Origin of the sequence: Bacillus luti, assembly GCF_009739945.1 — a bacterium.
Taxonomy (GTDB): Bacteria; Bacillota; Bacilli; order Bacillales; family Bacillaceae_G; genus Bacillus_A; species Bacillus_A luti.
On the sequence record NZ_CP040336.1, the window covers coordinates 3,320,794 to 3,338,473 of the forward strand.

At 33.4% G+C, this 17,680-nt stretch carries 14 protein-coding genes, 1 pseudogene and 1 riboswitch; of the genes and pseudogenes, 4 read left to right on the plus strand and 11 right to left on the minus strand.

Annotation, left to right across the window (positions count from 1 at the left end; genetic code table 11):
* Positions 1 to 9: 9 nt before the first annotated feature.
* The 3 genes and pseudogenes from EUC40_RS16875 to deoC all read right to left on the minus strand — a co-directional run bounded on the left by EUC40_RS16875 (position 10) and on the right by deoC (position 3,301).
* The gene (locus EUC40_RS16875; RefSeq protein ID WP_001983022.1) at positions 10 to 1,311 is read right to left on the minus strand and encodes a pyrimidine-nucleoside phosphorylase; all 1,302 of its coding nucleotides are present in this window, start codon (positions 1,309 to 1,311) and stop codon (positions 10 to 12) included.
* 36 nt (positions 1,312 to 1,347) lie between these two features.
* Positions 1,348 to 2,527 (minus strand): annotated as a pseudogene (locus EUC40_RS16880) (NupC/NupG family nucleoside CNT transporter).
* 102 nt (positions 2,528 to 2,629) lie between these two features.
* Positions 2,630 to 3,301, minus strand: coding sequence for a deoxyribose-phosphate aldolase (gene deoC, locus EUC40_RS16885; protein WP_001017444.1), 672 nt, complete (start codon positions 3,299 to 3,301; stop codon positions 2,630 to 2,632).
* A gap of 157 nt (positions 3,302 to 3,458) precedes the next feature.
* Between deoC and EUC40_RS16890 the strand changes: the two genes are divergently transcribed.
* On the plus strand, positions 3,459 to 3,821 hold the full coding sequence (locus EUC40_RS16890; RefSeq protein WP_071712443.1) for a hypothetical protein: 363 nt from the start codon (positions 3,459 to 3,461) through the stop codon (positions 3,819 to 3,821).
* A gap of 48 nt (positions 3,822 to 3,869) precedes the next feature.
* Here EUC40_RS16890 and EUC40_RS16895 read toward each other — a convergent pair whose 3' ends face one another.
* Together EUC40_RS16895 and EUC40_RS16900 are read right to left on the minus strand one after the other, a co-directional pair.
* Entirely contained in the window at positions 3,870 to 4,817 is a 948-nt protein-coding gene (locus tag EUC40_RS16895) for a DNA-binding transcriptional repressor DeoR (protein WP_156576064.1), read from the minus strand.
* Positions 4,818 to 5,185: 368 nt separating this feature from the next.
* On the minus strand, positions 5,186 to 5,776 hold the full coding sequence (locus EUC40_RS16900; RefSeq protein WP_071712441.1) for a TetR/AcrR family transcriptional regulator: 591 nt from the start codon (positions 5,774 to 5,776) through the stop codon (positions 5,186 to 5,188).
* 661 nt (positions 5,777 to 6,437) lie between these two features.
* Between EUC40_RS16900 and EUC40_RS16905 the strand changes: the two genes are divergently transcribed.
* Complete coding sequence (locus tag EUC40_RS16905; protein ID WP_156576065.1) at positions 6,438 to 7,094, plus strand: CPBP family intramembrane glutamic endopeptidase; 657 nt, start codon at positions 6,438 to 6,440, stop codon at positions 7,092 to 7,094.
* A gap of 292 nt (positions 7,095 to 7,386) precedes the next feature.
* On the opposite strand, the gene EUC40_RS16910 is transcribed toward EUC40_RS16905, so the two are convergent.
* From EUC40_RS16910 to EUC40_RS16930, 5 genes are all read right to left on the minus strand, one after another.
* A complete protein-coding gene (locus EUC40_RS16910) occupies positions 7,387 to 8,013 on the minus strand; it encodes a LysE family translocator (protein WP_156576066.1) in 627 nt (208 codons plus the stop codon).
* Positions 8,014 to 8,399: 386 nt separating this feature from the next.
* Positions 8,400 to 9,479: a non-hemolytic enterotoxin NHE subunit C gene (gene nheC / locus EUC40_RS16915; protein WP_156576067.1), complete on the minus strand. Its 1,080-nt coding sequence runs from the start codon at positions 9,477 to 9,479 to the stop codon at positions 8,400 to 8,402.
* A 134-nt stretch (positions 9,480 to 9,613) separates the two neighbouring features.
* Complete coding sequence (nheB, locus tag EUC40_RS16920) at positions 9,614 to 10,822, minus strand: non-hemolytic enterotoxin NHE subunit B (protein WP_156576068.1); 1,209 nt, start codon at positions 10,820 to 10,822, stop codon at positions 9,614 to 9,616.
* A gap of 37 nt (positions 10,823 to 10,859) precedes the next feature.
* Positions 10,860 to 12,020 (minus strand): non-hemolytic enterotoxin NHE subunit A, encoded by a 1,161-nt coding sequence (gene nheA / locus EUC40_RS16925; protein ID WP_156576069.1) that lies wholly within the window; start codon positions 12,018 to 12,020, stop codon positions 10,860 to 10,862.
* Positions 12,021 to 12,612: 592 nt separating this feature from the next.
* Positions 12,613 to 14,439 carry an APC family permease gene (locus EUC40_RS16930; protein ID WP_156576958.1) on the minus strand — a complete coding sequence of 609 codons (1,827 nt, stop codon included), beginning with the start codon at positions 14,437 to 14,439 and terminating at the stop codon, positions 12,613 to 12,615.
* Positions 14,440 to 14,583: 144 nt separating this feature from the next.
* Positions 14,584 to 14,730: riboswitch (cyclic di-AMP (ydaO/yuaA leader) on the minus strand.
* 139 nt (positions 14,731 to 14,869) lie between these two features.
* Here EUC40_RS16930 and EUC40_RS27445 point away from each other — a divergent pair.
* Positions 14,870 to 14,998 (plus strand): hypothetical protein, encoded by a 129-nt coding sequence (locus tag EUC40_RS27445; protein ID WP_000031869.1) that lies wholly within the window; start codon positions 14,870 to 14,872, stop codon positions 14,996 to 14,998.
* Positions 14,999 to 15,053: 55 nt separating this feature from the next.
* Here the strand turns inward: EUC40_RS27445 and panE are convergent, their stop codons facing one another.
* Positions 15,054 to 15,998, minus strand: a complete 945-nt coding sequence (gene panE, locus EUC40_RS16935; protein WP_156576070.1) for a 2-dehydropantoate 2-reductase — start codon at positions 15,996 to 15,998, stop codon at positions 15,054 to 15,056.
* A gap of 174 nt (positions 15,999 to 16,172) precedes the next feature.
* On the opposite strand from panE, the gene EUC40_RS16940 reads away from it, so the two are divergent.
* Positions 16,173 to 17,648, plus strand: coding sequence for a hypothetical protein (locus EUC40_RS16940; protein WP_156576071.1), 1,476 nt, complete (start codon positions 16,173 to 16,175; stop codon positions 17,646 to 17,648).
* The last annotated feature ends 32 nt before the right edge of the window (positions 17,649 to 17,680 follow it).

A 17,680-nucleotide genomic window follows, 5' to 3' on the forward strand; every position in this document is an offset into this window, starting at 1 on the left:
TAGTTATGTTTAGTCAGTAATAACTGTATGAACTAATTTAGGAGCAACTGCTGTTTCAGCGATAGAAATGTTCTCATAAATTTTAGCTTTTACATCTTCTACATTTTCTCGATTTGCATAAATCGTTACGAATGGCTCGCCTTCTTTTACTGCATCGCCAACTTTTTTACGTAACATTAATCCTACTGCTAAATCGATTTCATCTTCTTTCGTCGCACGGCCAGCACCTAATAACATAGCTGCGATACCGATTTCATCTGCAACAATGTTTGAAATAACACCTGAAGTTTTAGCAGGTACATCAATGACATACTTCGCTTGTGGCATTTTTTCTGGATTGTCTACAATTGAGCTGTCTCCGCCTTGATTGCTTAAGAACTCTTTAAACTTCTCAGTTGCTTTTCCGTTTTTCATAACTTCAATTAACATTTCACGCGCTTCTTCTAACGTATTTGCTTTTTTCGCAAGTACGACCATTTGACTTCCTAATACAAGTACTAATTCTGTTAAATCTTCTGGACCTTCACCTTTTAACGTATCAATTGCTTCTTTCACTTCTAGAGCATTACCAATCGCAAAACCAAGGGGCTGTGACATATCTGAAATAACAGCCATCGTTTGACGTCCAACATTATTTCCGATACGTACCATTGCATGTGCTAATTCTTTCGCATCTTCTTCGGTCTTCATAAATGCACCAGCACCTGTTTTTACATCAAGTACGATTGCGTCAGCACCAGCTGCAATTTTTTTACTCATAATTGAACTTGCGATTAAAGGAATTGAGTTTACTGTTCCTGTTACATCTCGCAATGCATAGATTTTTTTATCTGCAGGTGTTAAGTTTCCTGTTTGTCCGATAACAGCTACTTTGTCACGGTTTACAATATCAATGAATTGCTCTTTCGTAATTTCAACGTGGAACCCTTCTACTGCTTCTAATTTATCAATTGTTCCGCCTGTATGTCCTAAGCCACGACCAGACATTTTTGCTACTGGAACATCTAAAGCTGCAACTAATGGTCCTAACACTAATGTTGTTGTGTCACCAACACCACCAGTTGAATGTTTGTCTACTTTAATTCCTTCAATTGCTGATAAGTCAATTGTTTCTCCAGACTCCACCATTGCCATCGTTAAATCTGCACGTTCACGATCTGTCATATCTTTAAAGAAGATTGCCATTGCAAGTGCACTCACTTGATAATCAGGAATACTTCCGTCTGTATATCCATTAATAAAGAATTTGATTTCTTCAGTCGTTAATTCTTTGCCATCACGTTTTTTCGCAATAATATCTACCATTCTCATTACAATCACCATTCCTTTTTATATGATATGAATCTATTAAAATAATAAGCCAACGATTGTTGCTGATAAGAAGCTTACTAATGTTGCACCGAAAAGTAATTTCAAACCAAATCTTGCGACTACATTCCCCTGCTTTTCATTTAAGCTCTTAACTGCCCCTGCAATAATTCCAATTGAAGAGAAGTTTGCAAATGAAACTAAGAATACAGATATAATCGCTGTCGTTCTGTCTGAGAAATTAAAGTTTCCTTGTGCTAAATCTGTCATAGCGACAAATTCATTTGATACTAATTTTGTTGCCATAACATTTCCGGCATTAACTGCTTCATGCCAAGGCACACCCATAATAAATGCAAATGGTGCAAATACATAACCAAGGATTTCTTGGAATGAGATACCAATTACACCTTTAAATACTGCATTGATGAATGCGATAAGAGCAACGAAACCAATTAGCATAGCTGCTACTGTAATCGCAACTTTAAATCCGTCTATAATGTATTCACCTAATACTTCAAAGAAAGTCTTTTTCTCTTCTTCTTGCACTTCTAACATATCTTCTTCTTCAGTAACTTCATACGGGTTAATGATAGAAGCGATAATAAAACCACCGAATAAGTTAAGCACTAAAGCGGTTACAACATATTGCGGTTTTAATAACACCATATGATCCGACGATAGACATTGAAACGGTAGACATTGCAGATGCACATAATGTATACATTCTTTTTTCTGGCAATAATCCTAATTGTTTCTTAACTGAAATAAACACTTCAGATTGTCCTAAAATCGCAGAAGCAACTGCATTATATGATTCTAGTTTCCCCATTCCATTTACTTTACTTAATGCTAGACCGATAGATTTCACAATAATAGGTAATACTTTAATGTGTTGCAAAATACCTATTAAAGCTGAAATAAATACGATTGGCATTAATACACTTAAAAAGAACGAAAACTCTTTTTGATTTACTAATCCACCAAATACGAAATTCACACCATCAGCGGCATATTTTAATAACTCTCCAAAACCATCTGCTATTCCGCTAATTAATATATTCCCTACGCTTGTATTTAATAATAAAAACCCCAAAATGAATTGTAATATAACCATCGTTATGATTGGGCGATATTTGACTTTTTTTCTATCATTACTAGCAAGCCAAGCGATACCTAAAATCAATACGAGGCCAAAAATACCAATTAAGTATTTCATAAGCCGTCTCCTCCCATTCGTATCCGCTTACATTTTTTAAAGTTGTTAAAGCAATAGATACACTTTACTTTGTGTATCTATTGCTTTTGACATCATTAATGATTAGTAGTTATCTGTAGCACCTTTTGCATCATTTAATACGATTGCAACACTAGCACTTGCTCCAACGCGAGAAGCTCCAGCAGCTACCATTTTATCTGCATCTTCACGTGTACGTACTCCACCAGATGCTTTTACACCAACGTTTGGTCCTACTGTTTTACGCATTAATGCGATATCTTCAGCAGTTGCTCCGCCAGTTGAGAATCCAGTTGAAGTTTTTACGAAATCAGCGCCAGCTTTTACTGATAATTCACAAGCACGAACTTTTTCTTCGTCTGTTAGAAGGCAAGTTTCAATGATTACTTTTACAAGAGCTTTTCCTTTTGCTGCTTGTACTACTTCATAAATATCTTTTTCAACGAACTCATTGTCGCCATCTTTTAAAGCACCTACGTTGATTACCATATCAACTTCAGTTGCACCTTTTGCGATAGCATCTTTTGTTTCGAATGCTTTTGTTTCAGTAGTGCTTGCTCCTAATGGGAAACCGATTACAGTACAAACGTCTACATCATGTCCAGCTAACTCTTCCGCCGCTAATTTTACCCAAGTTGGGTTAATACAAACAGAAGCGAATTTATATTCCTTTGCTTCCTCGATTACTTTCATAACATCTTCTTTTGTAGTATTAGCTTTTAAAATTGTATGGTCAATTAATTTTGCAATATTCATTGTCTTCACTCCTCATATCTTTTAACAACTTCATTCTAACTCTTAGTTGAACAAATGTAAATACACTTTTGAAATTTTGTTCATCATTTTACAAAAAGGAATTTATTGAGAAAAATTGAAAATGGTGTAAACTTGTAAATGAAAGGATGTGAACCACTTGTTTAAGTCGAAATTCTTTATATTCACATTGCTAGTATGCACCTCACTATCCATATTTATTTTCCAAAAACGGGATGTTATTTTCCAAGAAGGTAACCCTATTCCATTTGCTTTAGCTATGGCTAAAATCGTTATTCAAAATAAAGAGATGGTAGAAGTAAGTTCAGTAGATGCTGAATCGCCATACTTAGTAAAACGCGGAAAAATGGAACCTTTTATCAATATGATGGAAGAGGATGGGTGGATTTTTGTAAATAGAGATATTATGGCTAACTCCCTAACCTTTGAAAAGGGAGATCAATCAAAGAGCGTTCCTTACAAATACTTTACAAGGTACTACACATTGATTTATTCATACTAAAAATAAAAGGCTTTCTCAAAATTAACATCTTGAGAAAGCCTTTTATTTCTAACCTTTTTGATAATGCAACAATTCTTTTGCTGTATGCTGATCGATAATTAATACATTTGCATACCCGCCACGTAACGCACCATCAATTGCTTTTATTTTTCTATTACCACCAGCAACTAAAATAGAGCGTTTCTTTAATTTCAGCTCCTCTAACTCAATTCCAATGGTCCGCTTATTAATTTCTTCGCTACTAATATTTCCGTCCCCATCAAAGAATCGTGAACAAATGTCACCGACCGATTGTTTTTTGAGTAAACTCGTTTCATCCTTATCGAAATAACCTAATCGGAATAATAGCGCTTCGTCTCGCACTGTTCCTACAGTGAAAATTGCAATATTCGCTTGTTTCCCCATTTCGATAATGTGATGAATATGTCGATCCTGCTCTACTAATTCTTTTGTCACTGCATTATCAAATATAACTGGAAGAGGCAGATTTCTTGGCGTCGTTTGAAAAGCATCTGCAAATAAAGCTATCGTCTCATTCGCATATGTATTTACACTCGAATGACTAATACCACCTTTTAGCTGGACAACTTCTACACCTTTTACATGTTGCGGTACAATTTTTCTAGCGATTTCATACATCGTCATTCCCCAGCTTACACCAACGATATCACCGTTTTTAACCGTCTTTTCCATATACTCAGCTGCATATTTACTTATATACTCTGTAATCGTTGCATATTCTGGCACTGGAGAAAATACGACATGTGCCTCTAACAAGTTGTACTTTTCTCTCAGTAAATTCCCAACGTTATCTAAATCCGCAAATGGATCGGCTATACTAATTTGAACAAATCCTTTTTCTTTCGCGTACTTTAATAATCTAGAAATCGTCGGTCTTGAAATATTTAATTTGTTAGCAATTTCTTGCTGACTATAATCTGATTGATAATATAACCTTGCAACTTCAACGCTTAATTGTTGTTTATCTTTATCCATAGTAACTCATTACATATCCTTTCCTGTATTTCCTTTTCGTTACAAGCATTATACAGCTTTATGTAAGAAATTTCGACTACCGAATTTTATCTACCCATACTTCTACTACACTTAGTATTTACAATGAAACCTTATTATGTAGATTTACAAACTCAATATAGATACGCTTGAAACATATAAATCGATTTATATGTAATTCATTCTTTATTACTTTTTACAGTAACGATAACAAAGCCGTCCAATAAGAAACATTAAACATCGTCTAAAAAGCTATTTAAATACCTCTCATAAACAGTAAATACATTTTATGAGGGGTGTTTATTCAATTTAAGTCTATAAAATTGGATGAAAGCAATGTAAGTTCTCACTTATTTAGAATAAGAGAAAAGATGATGTTTTATTTGTTCAATAAAATAATGATGGTGTATATTATCGTTAGATACTCGACTTGCCATAATAGCCCCCTCCATTGAAGATGCAAGAAAAGAAGCGAGCGATATAATCTCTATATCTTCCTTAAGTTCTTGTTTCTCTATTCCTTCTTTTATGAGAGAAGCCATTAACATTACCGTATTATCATAACCTTTTGCTGCAGCTTTTTGTAATTCTGGAAATACTCCTGTACTTTCAATTGCGCTATTAAGCAACGGACAGCCGCCAGCAATAGGTGGATTATTAGCTGCATCTTGATATACAAGGAAAATTGCAAGGATTTTATCGATTGCTGTCTTTTTATTTTCCATTGCTTTATGAAAATGACTCCACATAATCTCACCACTTTTGTCGTAGGCAGCAAGAACAATTTCTTCTTTATTTTTGAATCTACGATAAATAGATCCTTTAGGTAGTTCAGTAGCTGTCATTATATCCTGGATGGATGTGCGAGTTATCCCATTAGTATTAAATAAATATAAAGATGTTTCAATAATTTTTTCTTTTACCTTATCAACTTTAGTCATGCTTTGTAATCCTCCTAATAAAAACGAGCTTAATATCCTAGATAATTTTTTTGTAAGTATAAATAAGTTTGGTACAGAAATATATTATCAATCCCTACCTTATGGAAACCTCAAACAATACAGTTTGAAAAGAGATTAGTCAAATTTTATTATCTATATTATTCAAATGAATTTTCTGTCAAAAAAACAACATGACCAATTGTTTAATTCAGTCATGTTATACAACTAATTTTACCTAAAATCTTAGAAGATGTAAAAATTATACACTTAACTTTAGTGTATAGACATATGACTATTATATATAGTTTTTATTAATATGTTTAGCTAAAGGGTTTGAATTACTCCCCCTTTCACTTCGTATATTTAGATAGCTTCCGTAGTCTTGCAGTCAAAAACCTTAGCACTTCATTCTATAATAGAGGAACCGTTATTAATTAATGAATACTGAAATTTGATTGTTAATAAGAAACGGAGATATAAATATTTTAATTTTTTGCCATTTTGATTTTGTTAATACTTTGTAAAAAGGGTTTAAAAGACTAGAAACTTATAGTATCATTAGATTCCGGACCGAACCGTCCGGTTTATAATCTAATAAGGAGAACGTTATGCAGAAAGAAATTATAAAAATTCTAGGTAATTTAATTATGGGGGCAATAAAGTGAACTTTATAAAAATGAATAAAAAAGAAATTATTATGCTAATAGTTTATACAATGTTTGCACTACTTCAAATTGGCTTGTTCATATTATTTGGCCTATCCCTTTTAACTAACAGCAATTTAGTTGAATCAGAATTTGCTCTTAGTGCAATCGGTTTGACTGTACCTGCTTTTGTAGGAATAATTTTCTTTAGAAAAGAAATTATTGAAAGTTTTATTTATTTTAAAGAGAAGACAATTTTAAAAATAGTAAGCATTCCTATGGTGGTTTTATTTACAGTAATTGTAGAACAAGCTGTCATGCGTTTTCTCGCAACTGGTCAACCAGAGAACCAAGAACAGCTCCTTGAAACAGGTGCGGAGATACCTCTTATATTTACATTGCTTGTATTTGGTATTCTAGGTCCAATACTTGAAGAAATTGTGTTTCGTCATATATTATTAAATCGATTTTCGCATTATATTGGTACTGCAATTGCATCTATCATTTCGATTATAATTTTTACAGTTCTTCATACGAACCAGCTTTCGGATTTTGCTCTTTATTTACCTGGCGCAGTGATACTTACTGCGGCTTATCTTATTTCTAACAGATCCCTTGCATATGTTATGGCGATACATATGTTAAACAATTGCATTACTTTCATTCTAAACTAGACTTGTTTCTGTTGTAGAGTTAAAAAAATAGATATTAATAAATCGGGATTACAATTTAGATAGTGACTAATGATTTATGTAATTCCTTGCACTTCAAAAAACCACAGTTTTGATGTAAACTGTGGTTTCTTTTATATAGAGGCACACCATATCACAAGCAAGCTAAGAAAAGTAAATACCCTGAGATAAGAAAATTGGTATGAAAATGTAAAATCAATTATAAAATTGTAGCTTTATAATAAATGAAACGAGAAATAACCACCACTATTTATCTCTCATTACATTTACATATTTATTTTTGGAAAAACAACCTAACTCCAAATACTAATAATACTGCGCCCGTAATACCCTCAATTGTACGGTTCACTCGTTCTTTTCTTAAAAAAGTTCTTAATTGACGTATGAGTGAGATATAAAGTAAATACCATATTGCTGTCAAAGTCGTAAATGTGACTCCTAATAAAAGAAATTGGAGGAAATGATTTTGATTACTCACAATAAATTGGGGTAAAAAACTAAGAAAAAACACAGCAGTTTTTGGGTTTAAAATTGCCGTAGTAAACCCTTGTCTAAAGCTTTTAACCGTTCCAATATCCTTAGAATTCATTTCCACTGAACATGACATATCTTCTTTTTTAGAAACGGCACTTTTAATTGACTTTACAGCTAAGTAAATTAAATAAAAAGCCCCAGCGTATTTTATAAATGTAAATAACATTGCAAATTTCATTAGGATAGCAGAGAGTCCTAACGTAGCCATTATTGTATGAATCATCATTCCAGATACCGTTCCTAAGACGGTCTTTATCCCACCGTTTTTACCATGTGCGATAGTATTTTTTGTAACTAGTGCAAAACCAGGACCAGGCATCATTATGATTAGCATTGCTGTAAGGATAAATAACAAATAATTTTCCATGTTCTGGTGTTTCCTTTCCAATTTTTAGTTTTGATTATAGTATAGCTTTTTTCATTAAAACATTAAATATTAAAAGCTTGATCAGAAGTTTATCCCGCTTTAATGGGCAGTAAGACCCCCACCTCAAAATGCAGCGAAAGCAAAGAAGTTAGGTGGGGGATCAACTGCCCATAAAAGTCCGATTGGTGAAGGCTAATAATCAGTGGGGGATGAAGAAAACCCCCACTGATTAAAGTTTCACTTTATCTAGGTTATTAGTATCAATTTGACTAAACATTATCCAAAAGCTACATTGATAAAACACATGGAAAATTTATTTATCAAATTACAAGTCCAACTCTCACTAAGAACGAGATAAAAAATAAACAGCAGAACTAGTCCACTGTTTATTTCACCACGCCTTCATGTAATTTTTCTGCATAATCTTTTACATCTTTCCAGCTATCTTTCGCTGTATGTAAATCTTCTTTTATGAATGTAAATTCTTCCGGACTGATTCCTTTTACGTTTTGTAGTAAATTATTATATTTTGCCCCTACTGTATACCATTGATTTGATATATTTTGCAATGCTGTAATTGCCGCATCAATCGTTTCAGTCATGTTTGTTGTTTTATTTTTTACATCTGTCAAAATTGCGACCTCTGCTTGTGCGCCAGAAATTCTATCTTTTAAATTGGCGATTTCTCGTTCTGCATTTGCGATATCTTTTTTCGCAACGGCAATCATCGGTCCGCCAGCAAGACATGTTATTAACGCTACGCAAAGTACGCCACCAGCAATGACCATATCATTACTCTTTTTGATTGAATCGTTATATGTATTGATTTGTTGTTCTAGAGCCGGAATGCCCGCATTCGTACTTGCTAAAATCGCTGTTAATTGATTTGTATCCTCTTTAAAGCTATTAGTGTCTTTCGCCATTCTATCGCGAAAAGCTTTCAAATTACTTAGTAATACATCTACCTCATTTTGATTCTTTACAATTTCGGCATACAATTTTTCTAAATCCGCTTTTAACTTTACGTTATCCTTTTGGTCAATCGCTATTAACATGTCATTATAATACGCTTGAAAAGTATTATTGTAATCAATAATATTTTGATCCGTTTTCATAATTTGAGGCTTCATACTATTTAACCAATACGCTGCGTTAATCTTTGCATCTCTTTGGTGCTGAATCATATTTCCTTTAAACTCACTGTTAATAGAACTTATTTTACTTAAATCAGTTTCTTGCTGATTTTGAATTAATTTTGCATATGAATCCATTGCGAATATGCTCGATGTCGTTTGCGCCATTACATCTTGGAATCCTGCTGGTCCGAGAGAATAATTTTTAGCATTTTCTTGTAACACCTTTACATTTTGTTCTGCTGCAAAAGGATGTAACGGAAACGCATTACTCGTTGCCACCCCAGCAATCATTAGCGTTAAAAGACATTTTTTATAGAAATTATTGCGCATACTTATCACCTATTCTTTTTATGAGGATATGAAACATTAGAGGTAAAAAAAGCTCCTGCTCACTACTGACCAGGAGCTCTCTATTATTTAAAGACCTTTTATCTATACATAATGCTATAGCAGTTTAATTATTATTATGCTTTTTTCGTATCTACTACTTTAATATCTTCAGCATAAATCTTTTCTGCATAGTCTTTAATGTTTTTCCAGCTATCTTTTGCAATGTTTAAATCTTCTTTAATGAAAACAAGATCGTTTGGACTAATTGCATCTACATTTTGAAGTAAAGAATTGTATTTTGATCCCATTGTATACCATTGGTTTGAAATGTTTTGCAACGCTGTAATTGCAGTATCAATTGTATTTGTTAAATACTCAGTTTGCGTTTTAATGTTCGTTAATCCCGCTACTTCTAATTGAGCAGTTGTAACTTGCCCTGTTATTTTTTGAATTTCAGCTTGTGCATTATCAAGCTCTTTCTTCGCTAATACGATACCAGCTGTACCACCGCCTACAGCTGCTGCACCGCCTGCAATTAACGCGACTCCTAACGGCGTTCCTGCACCTGTAGCAATAACTACTGCACCACCAATAATTGCAATTGGCCCTAAAGCTGTCGCAACAGATGAGCCGATAATAATTGCATTATATTTACTAATCGCTTCATTGTACGTTGTAATTTGATTTTGCAGAAGCGGGATTCCTGCATCTTGACTAGCTAATATAGATGTAATTTGATTTGCATCACCTTTGAAGTTTTGCGTATCCGACGTCATTTTGTTTCTGAATTTCTTCAAGTCATCTACTAACTGATCTACTTGCGCTTTATTTTCATTAATACTACTTGATAATCTAGTTAAACCTTTCGTAAGAGTCGCTTTATCTTTTGCATCTACCGCAGTAACTAACGTATCATAATAGTTTTGGAACTTCGTATTGTAGTTAATAATATTTTGATTTGTTGAAATAAGCTGTGGTTTTAATACATCTAACCATTGCTTCGCATTTCCTCTCGCTGTATCTTGGTGCTGAATCACTTTTCCTTTTAAAGCCGCATCAACAGACGATATATTACCAAAGTTAACATTACCTTGTTTAATAATTGTTAAAGCGTACAGATCCATTACTAAAGCGTTTGAACCTGTTCTTTCCATTGCATCTTTTAGGCCTTCTGGTCCTAATGAGTATTCTTCATAGTCATTATAAGCTTTTGCTACCGCATGAACTGGAGCTTGTTTCACTGTACTTTCAGCTGCATACGTATGGGCTGGCATAATGTTTCCTGCTGCAAATACTGCCATAAGTGCTGATAGAGCCATTACTTTATAAGGTTTTTTTGTCATTTTTCTTCTCTCCCTATATCGCTAATTATTTTTCTGTTTAATGTACTTCAACGTTTGTAACATAATCTTCAAATTGATTTGTTTGTTTATTCATTTCATCAGTTACTTTTTTGATTTGATTGAAATGTTTTTGAAGTAAACTACTGTCTGTATATGTGCCTTCTTCAACATTCTTTTGAATTTGGATCATATTATTGTTTAAAACTTTCCAATCCATTAATAACGTTTCTAATGTTGCAATTTGACGATCGATTAGTTCTGTAAAGCTATTCACTTGATCTTCAACGAATGTAATTTGTGTCGCCTCTGCTTCAGTTTGTGATAACTTTTGAATAAGTGGTAGTAGCTCTTTTTGCTTTTGCTGAATGCGAAGAGCTGCTTCTCTCGTTTGGCTATCTGCAGCATTTACAATTTCATTACTTAAAGTACCGATAGAAACAAAATCAATTGTTTTCGTCTGCGCAGTTTGATTTGTGATTGTAAATACTTGTTTACCGATATTAATAGAACCTTTTATAATTTCTTGAGGTCTATTCAAAATAGTCGTTAATTCAGCTTGAATTTCCCCTTGAATTCTTTTAATATCTTCTCTTAATTTCACAATATCTCCACTTGATCCTTGTAGTGTTTTTATTGCTTCATCAGCTTTAATTGATAAGTTGCTACTATCTTTGTCTAATACCGTTTTAAATCGATTTAACTCTAATAAATCTTGCTCCATACTCTCTTGGATACTTTGTACTTGCAATTGTAATTTTCCATATGCATTTGTAAAATCTGCTTTTGCTTGTTCATCTTCATTTACGTTTCCTGCTAGTTCATAAAGCTTACTATAATAGCTATTAAATCTAGTGCTATATCTCATCATCTCTTGATTTAAGTCGATTAACTTCGGATTATATTCATCAATCCACTCTCTTACATTTGCCTTTGCAAACTTTTGATGATTCGTCAAACTACTCATCGCGTTTACCTTAATGTCTGGCTGTTGTAAAATGACTAATCCATATGCTTGTATAAGCGGTGACTGTGATCCTAACATTCTAATTGAGTTGGATAATGTATTTGGAGCAATTACATTTTGCGCATATACTGTTTTCACTTCTGTTTGCCCCTCCTTAGCGTAAGCGCTTACAGGAATGAAGCAACTCGTAGATACTGCTGTAACCAATAACCCTGTAATTAAAGTCTTTTTCACCTTAACTCCTCCTATGTATTAGCAACTATTACTATCGCATTTTATTATTCTATTTTCTTGCACAAAGTTTGAGATAGTTAAAATAGAGAACGTTCTCCCCGTGATTCACGTACGAACCATCTCTCCCAACTTTTATTGCTACAGTACTTACTTATCGTTATAAAACATTTCATATGTGATTAGTATGAATAACATTGTATAAAATTTCTATTTTATAGCAATTTCCACATTCACACAGTGAATATATTACATAAAAATATTATTCATTTTAAACTAAATAACGTGCGTAAATATGAAATTTCGGTTTGCTTTCATGTAAGTTTTGTACTGTAAGGTCATTTAAACACAGCTATTTATATAACGTAAAGAAGTATTTTCATTCCCTTTATTTTCAAGCTTCCATGTCTTTATTTCAAAATATAATCCGCTTCACTTTTTCAATTGAAATATCCATATATCACAAGAAAAACCTCTACTTACTCATAGACACAAAAATTATATCAATATATCTTTTTAACTCATATGCAATTATGCATAGCATATACATAAAAGGGATAGCTTCAATTTCTTGAAGCTATCCCTAAAAATCTTCTTACTTTTTCAAATGATATGGAACTGTCGTAATAACAACATTTCGCTTATAGAGTAAATACGCACGAATGAGTAAACTAGATTGATTATGAAGAATGTTATGCCAACCTTTTTTCGGAATGAACTGTGGTATAACTACAGTAACTCGGTAATTTGATTCACTCGCTTTATATTGTACTGTATCAATAAATTTAGTTAACGGCTGAATAATACTTCTATAATGAGAATGTAATGTAACAAGCCTTACTTCAGGTTGCCACTTCTTCCATTTCTCTTCAAATTTCTTTTCCTCTTCTCTATCAAAAGCAACATATACAGCGATAACTTGATCTGCTGAAAGAGATTTCGCATAGTTTAATGAATTTTCTACTACATGTGTCATACCAGCTACAGGAACGACAATTACATTTCCTTCAATCGGAACAATTCGCTCACAAGTTTTTAAACTTAGTTGGTCTCCTACTGCATCATAATGCTTCTTAATTCGGTGGAACAAGAAGATGATAGCAGGTAAGAAAATAAGAATTGACCAAACTTGTGCAAATTTAGTTAAAAAGAACATGCTCATTACGATAAAACTAATGACTGCACCAATTAAATTGACCGTTAATCTTAAAGCCCATCCTTCTGGTTTTTCACGAAGCCATTTTAATACCATACCACTTTGAGAAAGTGTAAATGGAATAAATACACCTACTGCATATAACGGAATTAAATGTTCTGTTTGCCCTTGGAAAGCTACAATTAAAATAATTGAAGCGATTCCAAGTATAATAATACCGTTTGAGTAACCTAAGCGGTCTCCTCTAATCGTAAACATTCTCGGTATGAACTTATCTTTTGCAAGGTTAACTGCTAATAACGGAAATGCAGAATATCCTGTGTTTGCAGCAAGAATTAATATTAAAGCAGTTGTACCTTGTATAAAATAGTACATGAAATTACGTCCAAATGTTTGTTCAGCAATTTGTGAAACAACTGTTACTTCCTTACTTGGAGTAATTCCGTAATAATAAGCTAAGAAAACAATTCCTGAAAATAAAACTGCAAGTAATGCACCCATTGCAAGCAATGTTTTTGCTGCATTGTTTGGTGCAGGATCTTTAAAGTTTGGAATTGCGTTTGAGATCGCCTCAACCCCTGTTAAAGCAGAACTACCTGATGCAAATGCTCGTAACAGTAAGAACAAACTAATTCCTGCAACTGGTGTTCCAATCGGCGTGTGTAAAGTTGGTGAAACGTGACCCGTTAAAATATTGTATATCCCTACACCAATTAATATAAATAGTGCTAAAACGAATAAATAAACCGGATATGCTAAAACAGAAGCTGATTCCGTTACGCCTCTTAAATTTAAGATGGTAATAAATATAACAAATATAATCGCAATGATTACATTATGTGCATGTAAACTAGGAAAAGCAGATGTTAGCGCATCTGTACCTGCAGACACACTTACCGCAACCGTTAAAATATAATCGACTAATAAAGATCCTCCAGCAATTAAGCCTGGATTCATCCCTAAATTTTCTTTTGATACAACATATGCGCCCCCGCCATGCGGATAAGCAAAAATAATTTGGCGATAAGATAAAATAAGGGCTGTCAATAATACTAATACCCCAACAGCTATCGGAATAGAATACCAATAAGCGATTGCTCCAAGACCTGCTAGTGCAATTAATATTTGCTCTGGACCATATGCAACTGATGACAATGCGTCAGAAGATAGAATGGCTAGTGCCTTCGTTTTATTAAGCTTTTGCTCTCCTAACTCAGTTGATTTTAACGGCCTTCCAATTAAAAATCTTTTAATAGATGAAACCACAGCTGTCCACTCTCCAATAATTTTGTACGAACGATTCTGCTTGTTACAGCCAGTAAACCATTTCTTCGGAAAACAAAAAATGTCTACAAGCCATAGCGAAATAGACTTGTAGACATTATTTTTTTTGTCGCACAAGCTCCACCTTCCTTCTCAATATAACGCTTACGAGGTTAGCTGTCGGATTCGGGCCTATGAGTAGCCCTACCTTTTTCAAGGATTCACCCCATTGGATTAAGAATTAATCCGTAAGAACGGGTCCCCCGTACCATGCGGTTTCAGCGATTTAGAAAATTGAAACTGTGGATTATAATACTCCTTTATTTTCAAAATGTAAACAAAAATTTTGAAAAAGAAAAAATTAAAATGATTGCGCATAATCCGCCGGTAAATATACATAATGAATACTAAAAAATCGATAAAGGAGACTCATATGTCTAAAGAAAAGAAGCCTATTTTTTCCGATTCCTATTTAGATGCGTTAGCAAATGAAATTAATCAATTATACGGTAAACGTGAACAGGAAATAAATTTGACAGATAGAACGAAAAGAAATAAATAATTTGTCATAAAAAAAGAAAGCAATACACTTATATATTGCTTTCTTTTTTATTTTTTCATACATCCAATTGTATCGCTGATCTGTTAAAGGTCATTTCTTCATACACTTTCAAATTTTGATATACTGCTCCTAATAATGGTGCTTCTGTAGAAAATTGTTCTGCTACATCTAGTAAGTACCCTTGTAAGTGGTTCCCTTCAATAGGCGAACCTTTTTCCATATCACGCTGCATCGATGACTTCATATCATATGAAATTTTATCAATTGTTTTCATATGTTCCTTTGTAATATCATCCTTAAGTGGTGCCCCAATATATCTCATAATTTGCACACATTCTTTAAATAAGTTTCGGATAAAATCGTGTCCACCTTCGCTTTCACGGATCGGTCCTATTGGTGCACGCATTAATGTTGTCACACCTGACATTACAGTAATAAATAAATATTTATGCCACATATCTTGCATAATATTTTCACTTAAAACAAAACTAGATTTCGTACCTGCAAATGCTCTAGCGATATGCTGTATTCTCTCTGAATCTTGAGACTTCATTTCTCCAAACACAAGTCTATTGGCAGCGCTAGTTTGTACAATTTCTCCTTGATCGTTTAGCGTCGTCTCGATAAAGCATAAACCGCCAATCACTTTTTCCACGCCAAATTCTTTTTGTAATAGTGATACATGAGCAATGCCATTTAACAATGGAATAATCATAGTATTTTCACCTACAAACGGCTTCAAATCTTGAATTGCCTCGTTTAAGTGATACGCTTTTGTTGAGAATAAAATAACATCAAACGGAAAAGTTCGATCTTCTTTCGTTATTAATTTCGGTTGAAAGGAAAAATCCCCGTTCACACTACGAATAACAAGTCCCGTTCCCTCTAATTGCTGTTTTCTTTTACTGCGAACAAGAAACGTAACATCTTCCCCTTTTTCGACTAATCGGCCACCAAAAAATCCTCCGACGCCACCCGCTCCTAATACTAAAATACGCATACAACATCCCCCTTTTCAAAATACAATTTTATAACATTTCGTATACATAACATTATACATGTCCCTCACTAAATAAGCAGAATTTTCATTCTTAATCAAGTATAAAACAGTGGTTATTTTCAAATGAATTTGGGCATGTTGTTTTTATAGCATATATGAAAGGAAACAAAGTAAATGGAGGCAATACAAACAATCGAGGAAAAAGATGTAACAACAGCTATATTTCAATTTATATTCCCGTTTTCTTTTAAAACTGGATATGAACAAAATATGTTCCCTTTCTTACAGAAAAATGATTTTCACCCTTTTCGACTCGATCATCTTGAAAATGAAAATACATACTACGGAAAGTTTCAAGTTTCACATCAAAATATGGAAGCATATTATCTTTCATTTACAAATAAAATACTCTTTCCTCACTCAGAGCATCAAAAAGGATTGCAGCGCTATTCTAAAGATCTTAACTTAACTGGACATTTAACAACAAATCTTATTTCCGTTCCATTCAACATTCATTCTATTGACGTAACACTTTGTCCTTATGAGCTTGGCTTCTTAACAATTCGGACAGAAGTAGAAACCGCTCCAAACATGACATTATCAGAAGCAATTGAATTTGCGGCCCGTTTCCGTGTACTTGAAACTAAAAATGATACAAACGAGACTATTTGTATTGAATGCAATGGAAAAAAGTATTCCCAAGTGGAAAGATTCATTTTTGGTTATTTATTTCATGGCATAACAGATTTCTTTGAGAAGAAGAGATTAAGAAGTTCTTACTTTCAAACCTTTCCTTTCTTTGAAGATCAGCGAATGTACGTACAAACTTTATTATCTATAAAAGAAGATATGGAACTGAATGAAGTGGATGTTTATCGTACTTCTAGTCTTTCCGGGTTAACAAGTGATGGCAAGGCATATGTGAGTGCAAATAATCTGCCTTATATTCATGATTATTTAAAACAACACGCTTACCAAAGATGGGCTCCGAATCGCTATTTCATAATGGAAGAACATATATTCACATGTGTAACAAATGAAGGAGAACGCGAATTTACTAAACTTGCGAGTCAAATGTATGGGGAGTTTTATTACGCTTTATTATTAAATCTATTTCATAAAATTGTTTTATTGAAAATGGCAAACGCTTATGCTGAATTAAATATTGAACAAGATACAAATGAAATAGAAAAATTAATTTATTCAATCAATTCATTCACAGCGAATTACTTTTCTTTAGAGCTAGTATCCCAATCACAGAGTGAAGATATTTTCTTCCGCTTAAGAAACCTATTTAACATTGAAGTACTATACTCAAATGCAAAACAAAATCTTGATAGTTTGTTTAAATATCAAGAAAACGTCGCCTCTAAAAAAGATAGCCTTTTACTATTAATTTTAACGCTCTACTCTGTAGTAGGCCAAATGTTAGGATTTACTATGATCGACCTTTTAAGAAACACCGACTCAAACAAAATATCGTCGCCACTGGAATTCTTCGCACTTTTAATAGCAATTAGCGGCATCGTCATTTCACTTATTTTAGGTGCGCAAAGTTTATACCAATGGAGTCAACAACATAAACGAAGAAAAGCATGGGTAAAACAAACTGTACTTTCTGCTGTGAAAGAGAAAAATGATAAGAAGTAAAGAAGGTTATTTTCAAATTACAAATACGTGGC

Excerpts from the sequence above, each read along its gene's own strand:
- EUC40_RS16875 (WP_001983022.1), bottom strand. The coding sequence starts at position 1,311 with ATGAGAATGGTAGATATTATTGCGAAAAAACGTGATGGCAAAGAATTA.
- deoC (WP_001017444.1), bottom strand. The coding sequence starts at position 3,301 with ATGAATATTGCAAAATTAATTGACCATACAATTTTAAAAGCTAATACT.
- EUC40_RS16895 (WP_156576064.1), bottom strand. The coding sequence starts at position 4,817 with ATGGATAAAGATAAACAACAATTAAGCGTTGAAGTTGCAAGGTTATAT.
- EUC40_RS16900 (WP_071712441.1), bottom strand. The coding sequence starts at position 5,776 with ATGACTAAAGTTGATAAGGTAAAAGAAAAAATTATTGAAACATCTTTA.
- EUC40_RS16910 (WP_156576066.1), bottom strand. The coding sequence starts at position 8,013 with ATGGAAAATTATTTGTTATTTATCCTTACAGCAATGCTAATCATAATG.
- nheC (WP_156576067.1), bottom strand. The coding sequence starts at position 9,479 with ATGCGCAATAATTTCTATAAAAAATGTCTTTTAACGCTAATGATTGCT.
- nheB (WP_156576068.1), bottom strand. The coding sequence starts at position 10,822 with ATGACAAAAAAACCTTATAAAGTAATGGCTCTATCAGCACTTATGGCA.
- EUC40_RS27445 (WP_000031869.1), top strand. The coding sequence starts at position 14,870 with ATGTCTAAAGAAAAGAAGCCTATTTTTTCCGATTCCTATTTAGATGCG.
- panE (WP_156576070.1), bottom strand. The coding sequence starts at position 15,998 with ATGCGTATTTTAGTATTAGGAGCGGGTGGCGTCGGAGGATTTTTTGGT.
- EUC40_RS16940 (WP_156576071.1), top strand. The coding sequence starts at position 16,173 with ATGGAGGCAATACAAACAATCGAGGAAAAAGATGTAACAACAGCTATA.